We start from the raw sequence: 12,214 nt of genomic DNA, 5'->3' as shown, positions 1-12,214 counted from the left end.
ATGCAGGCATGGAGCGTCATGCGTGGGACAGCATCATCCAAGAGGTCAAAGAGGCCCGGGACTTCAGCCAGCTTAGAGCTTTACGCGATCGCGCTCACGATGTATTTCTCCTGCATCTTCCTTCGGAAGAACCGTTCGAATGGAACGGAGGGGTGAATCGGCTTCACGATACGATTATTTACCGGACGATCGAGATGACGGAGCGAATCCTCTGTGAGGAGAGGAACGAACAGGTTCCTCTTCCCTATGCTTTTTTGCTATTCGGCAGCGGCGGACGAGTAGAACAAACATTGTGGAGCGACCAGGACAACGGTCTGATTTACGCCGATCCGGGGGATGAGAAGGAAGCGGAACAAGCGAAGGCGTTTTTCAGCGTGCTGTCCGAACGTATATCGGCCAATCTGGAGACGGCGGGCTATCCGCCATGCAGCGGCGGGGTGTTGTGCACGAACGACAAGTGGCGGCAGCCGCTATCCGGTTATTTGGCGATGACGAACGAATGGTTGGCGGAGCCGAATTGGGAGAACGTCCGGTATTTGCTCATCGCTGCCGATTTGCGCACGATTTACGGCGACCGCAGCCTGGGAGAGTCGCTCATCGACTCCTTCGTTTCCTACAATCAAGCGCATCCGGTGATGTACGGGTATATGCTGCAGAATACGCTGCACCACAAAGTGTCGATCGGCATATTCGGCCAGCTCATCAAGGAGCGGTATGGTGAGGATGCCGGCGGTGTGGATGTCAAATACGGCGCCTATATCCCGATCGTCAACGGAGTCCGGCTGCTCGCGCTGGAAGCAGGCATTCGGGTTACTTCAACGGAAGGGCGGATCAGGCTGCTTCTTGCCCGAGGGCATGTGCCCGACGAAATCGGTCACGACTGGCTCGATGCGTTGGCGGCTGCGCTAAAGCTGCGCTCGATGACCCCGTTCCAGCTGGAGGAAGGCCATTATACGTCAAGAGGCAAGCTGACGGCGGATTTATTGACCAGAGAGAGAACGACCGAATTGAAATTGTGTTTGCGGATCGGAAACGAGCTGCAGAAATACGTCAAAAAGGTCGTACATTCGGAGATAGAAAATCGGAAGAAAGCGGGTGAATGCTGGTGATGGATAGGAGGCCGCCGGGAAGAATGTGGAGTTTGTACAAAATGGGCGGGCTTACGCCGGCGATCACATCGATGTTTGATATGCAAAGTGCACAGCAGATGGCTTTTATTCGGTCCATCATGAAGGAACAGCGAAAAAATTCGTTATATGAAATTCCGCTCCATACGCTGGAACTGGTCGTATTCGATTTGGAAACGACCGGTTTTTCGCCGTATAACGGAGACGAAATCATTTCGGTCGGCGCGGTAGCCGTCAACGGCTCGGAAGTGGAAGATCAACAAACGTACTACAGCTTGGTCAATCCGAAACGCAATATTCCGGAGGAAATCGAAGAGCTGACGGGCATCACGAACAAGGAAGCGTCCGCCGCGCCCGAGCTGCTGCATGCTTTGCGCGGTTTCTTGGAGTTCGTTCAGCAGAAGGTGCTCGTTGCGCACGGCACCGGGCATGACAAGCACTTCTTGAACGCCGCTTTATGGCGCACCTCCAAGGTGAATTTGACGCACCGGCTGCTCGATACGATGATGGTCGCCAAATGGTTGAATCCGAAATTGAAAGCGTATGATCTGGATACGCTGCTGGATCATTACGGCGTTAAAGTGACGCAGCGGCATCATGCGCTGGAGGATGCGAGAATGACAGCCCGCTTGTGGTCGAGGCTGCTCGAGCAAGCGCGCGAACGAGACGTTCAGACGCTTGGCGATTTGTACATGCAGCTCAGCAGACATTAAAAAACCTTCGGAACGAAGTCGAATCCGAAGGTTTTTTTGCGCTTATGGACCGTTGTCGCCAACGCGGAAAACCAGAGGAAGGCTGACCGGTTTCTTGTCCCCGCCGCAGGTGATGGTGTAAGCTCGCACAGCCGGCGACTCCAGGTCGGATAACGATACGATCCAATAACTCGCAATACCGTTCCACAACGGGTCGAGATCGAGCGAAGATGGAACCGGCGGCGCTTTCGGGTGCGAATGAACGATGCCCAGCAATGCTCGACGTGTTCCCGCCGGGTGTTCTCCCGAGCCCCGCGTCAACGCCCGAATCAGCTGCTGCGGATGCATCCGAAACCGGTGCCCGGGGTCGGAGGCAACGTTAGCGATCGGCAGAAATTCGTCGATGATGGGCGAAACCAGGGATTCGCTTTGCGTTGAATCGCCGCCGAATAGCAAGCCGCAGGCTTCCAGCGGGTAGGCTTCCCGGCAATAGTCTATCATCTTTTGCCAAACGGCGGACGTCAGTGTAATCGATTCGGGTGGCATCGGGCGCTGTTCGCCTCATCTCATTTTTACCTTCCATTATAAGAGCAACCGCTCCGGATGGCTAGCTGCCTCCAAGCTTGGCAGGCGGTTTGATGAAGAAAAAGACGAGAACGAGCGTGATCGCGGTAAGCGATGTAACGGTAATAAATACGATTTGATGCGACTTGTCCATCATCCAGCCGAACAAGGGCGGACCGAACGCCACACCCAGGAAGCGCAGGCTGCTGTAAAGCGACGTAATCATTCCCCGCTGGTCGCGTTCGACCGAGCCCGTAATCATGGTGTTGAGGCACGGCAGAAGGAGCCCGGTTCCAATGCTGCTGAGCGTTAGAAGACTGATGAACAGATAGATGTTTTTGTTATAAAAGAGGATGCATAAGCCGAGCGAGACCGTCATGACAGCTAATCCGATCGTCATCAGCACTCGCATCAAGCTGCCGTTCTTCTTAATCATGGAGCCTGTCGTATACGACGTGATCACGAGTCCCAGCAAGGGGATTGCCAGCACAAGACCTTTCATGACGCCGTCGATATGGTACGGCGCCGCTTCTAGAATGTCCGATAAATAGAAGAGAACGCCGAACAGGACGAACAGCGCTACCGAACCGGCGACAAACGAAGTGACCAGCCAGCGGCCTTTTTTCTTCATGACCGTGCAGATCTGCCGGATATATTCGGACAGCTTCGGGGGTTCGTTCTTGCGCTCCGGTTCCTTCAGCAAAAAAACAACGGCGAGCAGGGAAAGCAGGCAAAACACCGGAAATGCGAAAAAGGCGGCATACCAAACAATTAACGCCAGCAGCGAGCCGAGTATCGGGCTGACCACTTTCCCGGTGCCGTTGGACGCTTCCGTCAAGCCTAGCGCTTTGCTTTCCGTTCCATCGTTATACAAGTCGCCCGCCAGTGCCATCGCGATCGGCGCCGTGCCGGCGGCGCCCAGGCCTTGAATCGCTCTGGCGACGATAAGCACGGTGTAGGAGTTCCAAACGGCCCCCAGACCAGCCAAAATGCCGGCTGCTCCGTAAATGATGAGCGAAGGGATAATAATCGCTTTGCGTGAGAACCGGTCCGACAAATAACCGGATATCGGGATCACAAGGCCGGCTGTGACGGAAAACAGCGTAATCACAAGGCTGCTCTGAAATTGGCTGATCCCGAGCTTCTCTTGAAGTTCCGGCAAGATCGGTACGAGCATCGAATTGCCGAGCACCAGGACGAGCGGTACCGTTGCAATGGCGATGAACTCCCAGATCAAACCTTTGGAGCCGGCGTTCGCTTGCTGCTTCGCGGTCGGCTTGGATTCGGTTTGGTCGCCGGCTTCGGATTGGCGATTCATTGTGTAGTTATCCGCTGTTATATCGCTTTCGAAGAGGATGGACAGTTTCTTCTTTTTCGTTTTTTCCATTGCTGACGGGACCTCCATATGCGCCGATAATAAGATTAATGTATCCTGCGCTCTGGAAGCCATCCTTGGAAGCAGGCTGGAACGTTTTCCATGGGATTCATTTCGCTGCAGCTGGAAATAATAGTAGGCATCCCTTGTTGGCGCGCCGGAGGAAAAGCAGGATCGCAAGATGGAGGAGAACATACGATGAAAAAAACAATAGCATTGGCGGTTGCGGCTTTGGTTTTGGCGGTTACCGCCGGCTGGCAATGGCAGCGCATGGATCGCCAGACGAAGGTCGCGGCAGCGGCGGCGGCTAAACCGTCGGTTGCGGTCGATTTGCCGGTTCCTCACCATGTAATAAAAGGCTTGGACGGTAAAGAATACGTGATCGGAGGCACGCGCGACAAGCCGCTGCTGATTAATTTTTGGGCGTCTTGGTGCGGGCCTTGTCATGAGGAGGTGCCGGCGCTGAAACATGTGTACAAGCGTTACAAGGATCATTTCGATCTGTATGCGGTGAACGTTACGAAGGGTGATTCGATAAAAGATGTCAACGCGTTCGTTCAAGGACACGATCTGCCTTTTCCGGTCCTGCTCGACACGAGCGGCGAGGCGGCGAACGATTTCCGTATTTTGTTCGTCCCGACAAGCTTTCTCGTTGACAAGCATGGACGCTTGGTGGAAATCGTCCATGTGCTTGCTCCCGATGAGCTGGAGGCTAAAATTAAGAAGCTTATTGACGCTTCGCCGGCTTCCTGAACGTAAAAAAGCTGCAGCCTGCGCATCGGAGCGCGGACTGCAGCTTCACTCGTTCTAGTGGTTGACAAGGCCTAAGCGTTCTTTAGACTCTGCTTGCTTGCTCGCGGCTCTTGTTTGGTTCAGCAAGGCATAACGGATGCTGTCGACAAGCGCTTGCCAGCTGGCTTCGATAATGTTCTCGGAGACGCCGACCGTGCTCCACGTATTCTGGAAGTCGGACGATTCGATCAGTACGCGAACCTTCGCGGCCGTTGCGTCTTTCTCGTCAAGCACACGCACCTTATAGTCGGACAAATGCATGTTCTGGAGGCCGGGGTAGTACTGCAGCAAGCATTTGCGCAGGGCGTTGTCGAGCGCATTAACCGGGCCGTTGCCTTCGGCCGCGTTATAACAGGTTTCGCCGTGGACTCTCACTTTCACGATCGCTTCGGTTAATACCGGCTGGTTCATCGTTTTGGCGACCATAATTTTGAACGATTCGAGCGAGAATACTTCCTCCAGCTTGCCGTATGCGTTGCGAATGAGCAGCTCCAGCGTAGCGTCTGCACCTTCGAATTGGTAGCCTTGATGCTCCATTTCTTTGATCTGCTCGATCAACTGCTTGGTTTGCTGGTTGTTCGTATCGAAATCAAGACCCATTTCCTGCGCTTTGAATACGAGATTGCTTTGACCGGCCAGCTCGGAGACGAGGACACGCTGTTTGTTGCCGACAAGCTCGGGCTTGATATGCTCGTATGTGCTGGAGTTGCGCAGGATGGCCGAGACGTGAATGCCGCCCTTGTGAGCGAAAGCGGCCGCTCCTACATACGGCTGGTTCACCGGCATATGCATATTTGCGATTTCGCTGACGTATCTGGCGACGCCGGTTAAGCTGGCCAGCTGTTCTTCGCTGATGACGCTGTAGTTCAGCTTTAATTGAAGATTCGGAATAATGGACACGAGGTTGGCGTTGCCGCAGCGTTCGCCGTACCCGTTAATGGTGCCCTGCACTTGCGTAGCGCCGGCCATGACAGCCGCGAGGCTGTTGGCGACGCCGAGCTCACAGTCGTTATGGGCGTGGATACCGACCGGCGTCGCGACCGATTGACGGACGACCTTCACGATTTCCGTAATTTCGTGCGGCAGCGTGCCGCCGTTCGTATCGCACAGCACGATCCAATCCGCGCCTGCTTCCTCCGCTTTGCGGATGGTAGCCAAGGCGTAGTCGGGGTTGCTTTTGTAACCGTCGAAGAAGTGCTCGGCGTCGTAGATAACCTCGAGCCCGTTCTGCTTCAAGTAACGGACGGAATCGAAAATCATCGCCAGGTTTTCTTCCAAGGTCGTTTGGATCGCCGTATGAACCTGGAAATCCCACGACTTCCCGAAGATGGTGGCAACCGAAACCCCGACTTCGATAATTCGGTTCAGGTTCGGATCTTGATCCGCGAGCGTTTCTTTGCGGCGCGTGCTGCCGAAGGCGGTCACCTTGGCGTGCTTGAGCTTCAAATCTTTGACGCGAATGAAAAACTCGATGTCTTTGTTGTTGCTTCCCGGCCAGCCGCCTTCAATATAAGTAACTCCCAATGCGTCGAGCCTCTGGGCGATTTTCAGCTTGTCTTCCACGGAAAGGCTGACGCCTTCTCCTTGCGTTCCGTCGCGGAGCGTAGTATCGAAAATTTTAACGGTGCCTGTCATGGGAATCCTCCTGTTTCGTGAAAGCCTATCGATGGCAAAGTATAATTCATAATTATAGCACATTGTTTCTTGTTAGGGATATTATAGAATATAAAATCATGCCGTCAGGGCGGCAGTTGACCGACGCCGCGAGCCGATTTATGCTAGAGATAGCGAAGTGAGGAGGTGACCCGGGCGATGTCGGACGGAACCCAGGAGACGCGGATGCCGGCGAACGGTTATCCGCTGAACGGCAGAGTGATTCTGCATATCGATATGAACGCGTTTTATTGCTCCGTGCATGAAGCCGTCGAGCCGGAGAAGTACGGCGGCAAGGCGCTGGCTGTGGCGGGAAGCGTGGAGCTGCGCAAAGGCATCATCGTGACGTGTTCGTACGTCGCCCGGGCCCGCGGCGTGAAGACCGGAATGCTCGTTCGCGAGGCGTTGAAGTTATGCCCGAATTTGATTTTGATCCGACCCGATTTCGATTTATACCGCCAGTTCTCCCGCCGCTTTATGAAAATCGCTTATGACTATTCGCCGCTCGTGGAAACGATGTCGATTGATGAATGTTACGTTGATATTACCGGCTCGAAGTCGTTCGGCACGCCCCTGCACATTGCGCAAACGATACAGAGCCGCATTCGCGAGGAGCTTGGCTTGCCTTGCTCCATCGGCGTCGCCCCGAATAAGCTGCTGGCCAAAATGGCTTCCGATATGAAGAAGCCAAATGGCATCTCCGTGCTGCGGAAGCGGGACGTCCCCGGGGTGCTATGGCCGCATCCGTGCGCCTTGCTGTTCGGGATCGGGAAGAAGACCGCGGATAAGCTGAAACGGCTGCAAATTCATACGCTGGGTCAGCTGGCGCATGCCGATGAGAGGCTGCTGACGAACCACTTCGGGGTGATGGGCGCCTGGCTGAAACGGGCGGCGAACGGCGAGGACGACGCCCCCGTCAACCCGGAGCGCGAACAGAGCAAATCGATCGGCCATACGACGACGCTGCCCGTGAACTATACGCAGCGTGCTGATCTTCACCGCGTTTTTCTGAATTTGGCGGATCAAGTGGGGCGCAGACTGCGCAAGCAGGAGCTGCTCGCGCACACCGTGCAGGTGACGATTCGCGATCCGGATATGAAGACGATTACGAGAGCGGCTAAGCTTACGGAGCCGTCGGAGAGCGCCGACGACTTTTACCGGATGGCGTGCAAGCTGTTCGATGCTTATTGGAAGGAAGGGGACCCGGTGCGCCTGGTCGGCCTTACGCTGCAAAATTTGACCTCGCGGCAGGAATCCGCCGTGCAGCTCGATTTATTCAGCTATCAGAAGCAGCCGGTGAAAGAAAAGCTCAACCGGACGCTCGACAAGCTGCGCGACAAGTACGGGGAAAGCGCGGTGTTGACGGCCGGGATGCTGGGCGACGATCCGTCGACGCTGATCCGTAACGCCAAAGTGCGCGGCACGTCGCTGCAGATGGATCACTTGCGGCTCAAGGGGCTCGAGGTGGAAGACGATTCCTGAACCATTTGCGTTCGTTTTGTTTTAAGGTTGGGCCGTTCGGGTTAATATAACGTATAGAGAGGCTACCGTTCTCGTTCCGTGAACGATTTGTTTCATACTTTCTATTTGAACTTTCTTGTTTTTTATAATATTATATTTTAGGATAAGGTTACACAATCAAGGGAGGAACTTAGACATGGCAAAATATACTTGGGTTGAAAAAGACACCTGTATCGCGTGCGGCGCATGCGGCGCCACGGCACCTGATATTTACGATTACGATGATGAGGGCCTTGCCGAAGTTATTTTCGAAGGCGACGGCAACAAAGGCGTTACGGAAATTCCGGAAGACCTGTACGATGATCTGCAAGACGCGCAAGACGGTTGCCCGACTGACTCTATTAAAGTGGCGGATACGCCTTTTAACTAATCGATTCGACCTGCAACTTAAAGCCTATTCCCGGCCATCGGGGGTAGGCTTTTTTTCATATGTTTTTACAATTCCTTGATTCTTTAAATGTTTTTGTATGTTAAAATATAGTGGCGTATACTGATCGCTGGGGGCTATTCATGAAGAAGAAGGAAATGAGCAAGTCAACCGTCCTTTTTATTGGCAATGCTATCATCATATTGTTAGGTATCGTCATACTGGCGTCCGGTTGGTTGAAGGTGCTGTCGAATGAGATATATATGTGGAATTTGAAAGGTACGATGTCCCAGCAGCCGCATGAGGATATCGTCGTCATCGGCATCGACGAGCAGTCGATTAAGGAAGTGGGACCTTATCCGTGGGACCGGAAGGTTTACGCGCAGCTGATTCAAAAGTTGGAACAGGGCGGGGCTAAAGTCATTGCCTTCGATATCGAGCTGTACACCGAAAGCGACAAGCCGGAGAGCGACCAGGCGCTTGCCGAGGAGCTGGCCAAGCATAAGAACATTATTCTTCCTTCGCACGCGCTGGTGGAAGGCGAATTCAACCGCAGCACGACGGTCAGGGCCGGCGAATGGATGGAGGCCCGCGGGGTGCAGCAGCCGATTCCGATATTTAAAGACTCCGTGCACCGGGCGCACATCAACGCAACGTTCGACACTGACGGCGTCGTCCGCTCGAACTGGCTGCAAATCCATACGCCCGAAGGCCTATTTCCGTCGATGGGCTTGGCGATGGCCCAACTGGCGGGCGCCAATGTGGATCGCTACTTGAATTTGCCGGTGCTGAAAGACCGTCCGAAATCGGAGATGCTGATTCGATGGGACGCCAAGGAGTTTGACTTTGAAACGATTCCTTTCAATAACGTGCTGCAAGGCAAAGTGCCTCCGGCGACATTCAAGGACCGGCTTATTCTGGTCGGTTATGTGGCGCCGGGCTCGGATGAAGGCATTACCCCGATCGAGAACCATATGCACATGGTTTACGCGCATGCGAACATCTTGAACCAAATTTTGAAAGATCAAGTCATTGCGCGGGTGAACGGGCTGCTGGAGCTGGCGCTTGCCGTCGTCGTGGCGCTATTCGCCGTCATCGCGACCTGGCGGCTCCGGGCGACTTCGGGAGCGCTTCTCCTGCTCGGCCTCATGATTGCGCTCCTTGCGGGCCAATATTTCCTGTTCTCCTCCTCGCTGCAATATATGGATGTCGTAGGCGCGCTGGCGTGCGGATTGCTTGCCTACCTCGGGAATATCTCCATGAAGACGTACTTCGAGACGAAGCAGAAAAACTACATAACGAAACAATTCGGCCGTTATATCTCCCCCGATCTGGTTAAAGAAATAGCTACGAGCGAGCAAGAAATCAAGCTCGGCGGCATCAGTAAAGAGCTAACCGTGCTGTTCCTGGACGTCCGGGGATTCACTCCGCTATCCGAGAGGCTCGAGCCGGAGGAGGTCGTCGATTTCCTCAACATGATGTTCAACCTGATTACCGAACGGGCGCTGGCCAACCACGGCACGATCGACAAATTTATCGGCGACGCAGCGATGATTCTGTACAACGCTCCGCTTGACGTTCCGGACCATCCGTACTACGCGGTGAAGACGGCATTCGAGATCCAGAAGGGCATGGAGAAGGTTCGCGCCGACGTGCTGGAGAAGTATGGCGTAACGATTGCGGTAGGGATCGGCATCAACACGGGGAAAATGGTCGTCGGCAACATCGGCTCCTACCTGCGGGTCGACTACACGGCGATCGGCGATAACGTCAATACGGCGGCGCGGATCGAATCGAACACGCAGCCGAATCAAGTGCTTGTTTCCGAAGCGACGTATGAGCTGACGAAGGCGTACTTCGAATACAACTTTGCCGGCGAGAAGCTGATGAAAGGGAAGAGCGTGCCGCTGAAGCTGTACGAGGTGTTAGGTATACGGGGAGCTCCGGCGTCAGCTGCGGAAAGGAAAACCGGCGTATCCTAGACGAGAATGGGTTCGATTTCGATTTCGATGGTTCTTATACATCGTAAAGAGAGGAGTTTTGCAGTGAGACACGAAACTGAAGCACATCAACGGAAAGGCCGGAGGACGGTGTCTTGGGCCGTAACGGGGACGATGGTTTTGTCGCTGCTGTCTTCGGCATTCGCCGAACCGGCTTCCGCCAAGTCCGTTCGTTCCGCCGTCGTTGTTGAAGTGAGCGGCGACGTCACCTACACGAAATCGGGCGGATCCCGTTCCAATACGGTTTATCAAGACTTGACGCTGAATCAGGGGGATACGATCTCCACCGGTCCCGGAGCGTCGGCCGTGCTGCGGATCGTCGACCGGAACGATGAGCTGACGATCGGGGAGAACGCCGAGGTGTACATCTCCGAGCTGATGGAAGACGGGGGCGCGAAGAAATCGAAGGTGAAAGCCTGGGCCGGCTCCATGTGGTCGAAAGTGAAATCGCTCGTCAGCTCGGAAGACGAGTTCGAGGTGGAGACGCCGACGGCGGTCATGGGTGTACGCGGAACGCAGTTCTTCATATATACCAATCCGTTAACGGGTAGAACGACCATGCTGGTTGCCGCGGGGGTCGTCAGGGCGACGACCGTAACTTCCGGTACTTCAGGGCCCGGCGAATCCAGTTTACAGCTTACAAATACCGCAGCGGTGTATCCGGCCCAGCAGATCAATCTGGACACGCGAACGCAAGCGCCTGATTTGCGTACGAGGGTTGAATATGCGGATATGAATCAAATCGTAAACCAGGCTTCGCCCAAGGTAATGGAAGCTTTCGTGAAAAACATTCCCGACATCCAGCGGGAGCTCGATGAGATGAAACAAAAATTGCAGCAGCAGTTCGAGCAAGGCTTGCAGAAGCCGGATGAGTTTGCGATCCTCAAATTTCTGTCGGAGGACGATTTGGCGAAAGTGATGAACAACTTCGATGCCGCTATCCCGAACCTGGTGAAAGCTGCCATCGATGAGAAGAAAATTGATCAGAAGATGGTGGATCAGGCGAATCAAAACATCGAAGACCCGCTCAAAAAGATTGATTTGAACAAGATCCCGTTGCTGGACAAGAACGCGGGGATCGACCCGGAGGTCGAGAAGGCGAAGCGGGAGCAGCCCCCTGCGCCGCCGAAAACCGGTGAAGACAATCTGCTTCAGGCCAACAAGGATAAGCTGAGCTCTCTGCTGAATCGGCTGGAAGAAGACAAGAAGCGGATCAAGGAAGCGAACGATGCAGCGAAGGCGGCGGCTAATAAACAAGCCGAGGATGCGCTGTTAAGCCGTATGACGGATGAGGCCAGAAAAAATTTCGAACAAACGCAACAGAACAATCCGAATCCGGCGCCAACCCCCGCGCCAGCTCCATCTAATTCTAGCGGGGATTCCGGGAATACGCCTCCGGGCGCTCCCGTCGTGAAGAGCGCCCCCCGGAAGGCGTTGAAAAACCAAAGCGTAACCGTCGTGCTTACCGCAGAGGCCGGTTCGAAAATTAAGCTGAACAACGAAACGAAAGACGTTGTGAACGGAGAAGCTGCGTTTACGGTTACCGTACCAAGCACCCTTGGGGTTTACCGGCTGCATGCGGTTACGATCAATTCTGCCGGAACAAGCGCAGACAAAGAGATTGCGATCGAAGTGGTTGAACCGAAAGTGACCCTGAGCCAGGTCGGCGTCAAGGAAAACAATCAAATCATGCTGAAGCTGGAGATGGAGAACTTCCTGGAAGCTCTTCCGTTCTATGCGGTTCAGGCGCATGTCGCTTACAACAAGGCCGATTTGAACTACGAGGCTCCGGGCGCAGGCTTGCCTAGTGATGACGGAACGATATTCGACGGGGCAAACTCGGCGGAAACGTTAATGCAAGAGGTCGGAACGACGGAGAAGCAGCTGATTTTCGCCGGCACCCGTTATGAGACGCCCGGCTCCAGCCCGGTGCCGCCAATCAACTTGAAGGGCGAAACGGCAACGCTGCTCTTCGCGCCGTTAACCGTAACGACGTCGGCTGCTTCGACACAAGTCAAGCTGATGTATGTAAAGGTCCTTGACAAAGACGGCCGCACCGTATACGAATTGCCGGTCAGCGCGGCAGCATCGGCCGCTGTGACGTTAAATTAAAGCTTCAGCGG

The 12,214-nt window shown here is 54.5% G+C and carries 10 protein-coding genes; 7 read left to right on the top strand and 3 right to left on the bottom strand.

The annotated features are described in order from the left end of the window. Positions 1–8: 8 nt before the first annotated feature. Both ACZ439_RS05390 and ACZ439_RS05385 read left to right on the top strand, forming a co-directional pair. Positions 9–1,109 carry a DUF294 nucleotidyltransferase-like domain-containing protein gene (locus ACZ439_RS05390; RefSeq protein ID WP_155614745.1) on the top strand — a complete coding sequence of 367 codons (1,101 nt, stop codon included), beginning with the start codon at positions 9–11 and terminating at the stop codon, positions 1,107–1,109. Beyond that, entirely contained in the window at positions 1,106–1,840 is a 735-nt protein-coding gene (locus ACZ439_RS05385; RefSeq protein WP_141333878.1) for an exonuclease domain-containing protein, read from the top strand. Before ACZ439_RS05390 ends, ACZ439_RS05385 begins: the two co-directional genes overlap by 4 nt. A 42-nt stretch (positions 1,841–1,882) precedes the next feature. On the opposite strand, the gene ACZ439_RS05380 is transcribed toward ACZ439_RS05385, so the two are convergent. Continuing rightward, the gene (locus tag ACZ439_RS05380; RefSeq protein ID WP_054796822.1) at positions 1,883–2,365 is read right to left on the bottom strand and encodes a M67 family metallopeptidase; all 483 of its coding nucleotides are present in this window, start codon (positions 2,363–2,365) and stop codon (positions 1,883–1,885) included. Between the two features lie 61 nt (positions 2,366–2,426). Then, positions 2,427–3,770 carry an MFS transporter gene (locus tag ACZ439_RS05375; protein WP_464620735.1) on the bottom strand — a complete coding sequence of 448 codons (1,344 nt, stop codon included), beginning with the start codon at positions 3,768–3,770 and terminating at the stop codon, positions 2,427–2,429. A gap of 186 nt (positions 3,771–3,956) precedes the next feature. On the opposite strand from ACZ439_RS05375, the gene ACZ439_RS05370 reads away from it, so the two are divergent. Beyond that, entirely contained in the window at positions 3,957–4,511 is a 555-nt protein-coding gene (locus ACZ439_RS05370; protein ID WP_127606101.1) for a TlpA family protein disulfide reductase, read from the top strand. A gap of 54 nt (positions 4,512–4,565) precedes the next feature. Here the strand turns inward: ACZ439_RS05370 and cimA are convergent, their stop codons facing one another. Then, positions 4,566–6,185: a citramalate synthase gene (gene cimA / locus ACZ439_RS05365; protein WP_054796824.1), complete on the bottom strand. Its 1,620-nt coding sequence runs from the start codon at positions 6,183–6,185 to the stop codon at positions 4,566–4,568. 177 nt (positions 6,186–6,362) lie between these two features. Between cimA and ACZ439_RS05360 the strand changes: the two genes are divergently transcribed. The 4 genes from ACZ439_RS05360 (at position 6,363) to ACZ439_RS05345 (ending at position 12,203) form a co-directional block, all read left to right on the top strand. Continuing rightward, a complete protein-coding gene (locus ACZ439_RS05360; RefSeq protein WP_230876121.1) occupies positions 6,363–7,685 on the top strand; it encodes a DNA polymerase IV in 1,323 nt (440 codons plus the stop codon). Positions 7,686–7,860: 175 nt separating this feature from the next. Continuing rightward, positions 7,861–8,094, top strand: a complete 234-nt coding sequence (locus ACZ439_RS05355; protein WP_127606099.1) for a ferredoxin — start codon at positions 7,861–7,863, stop codon at positions 8,092–8,094. Positions 8,095–8,234: 140 nt separating this feature from the next. Further along, entirely contained in the window at positions 8,235–10,073 is a 1,839-nt protein-coding gene (locus ACZ439_RS05350; protein WP_155614742.1) for a CHASE2 domain-containing protein, read from the top strand. A gap of 63 nt (positions 10,074–10,136) precedes the next feature. Beyond that, positions 10,137–12,203, top strand: a complete 2,067-nt coding sequence (locus ACZ439_RS05345; RefSeq protein ID WP_464620734.1) for a FecR family protein — start codon at positions 10,137–10,139, stop codon at positions 12,201–12,203. Positions 12,204–12,214 lie beyond the last annotated feature (11 nt).

This window comes from Paenibacillus sp. JCM 9796 (genome assembly GCF_055379675.1).
The sequence above is the reverse complement of the archived record's forward strand: the minus strand, read 5'-3'. Positions and strand labels throughout refer to the sequence as shown.

Excerpts from the sequence above, each read along its gene's own strand:
- ACZ439_RS05350 (WP_155614742.1), top strand. The coding sequence starts at position 8,235 with ATGAAGAAGAAGGAAATGAGCAAGTCAACCGTCCTTTTTATTGGCAAT.
- ACZ439_RS05355 (WP_127606099.1), top strand. The coding sequence starts at position 7,861 with ATGGCAAAATATACTTGGGTTGAAAAAGACACCTGTATCGCGTGCGGC.
- ACZ439_RS05390 (WP_155614745.1), top strand. The coding sequence starts at position 9 with ATGGAGCGTCATGCGTGGGACAGCATCATCCAAGAGGTCAAAGAGGCC.
- ACZ439_RS05380 (WP_054796822.1), bottom strand. The coding sequence starts at position 2,365 with ATGCCACCCGAATCGATTACACTGACGTCCGCCGTTTGGCAAAAGATG.
- ACZ439_RS05370 (WP_127606101.1), top strand. The coding sequence starts at position 3,957 with ATGAAAAAAACAATAGCATTGGCGGTTGCGGCTTTGGTTTTGGCGGTT.
- ACZ439_RS05360 (WP_230876121.1), top strand. The coding sequence starts at position 6,363 with ATGTCGGACGGAACCCAGGAGACGCGGATGCCGGCGAACGGTTATCCG.
- ACZ439_RS05375 (WP_464620735.1), bottom strand. The coding sequence starts at position 3,770 with ATGGAAAAAACGAAAAAGAAGAAACTGTCCATCCTCTTCGAAAGCGAT.
- cimA (WP_054796824.1), bottom strand. The coding sequence starts at position 6,185 with ATGACAGGCACCGTTAAAATTTTCGATACTACGCTCCGCGACGGAACG.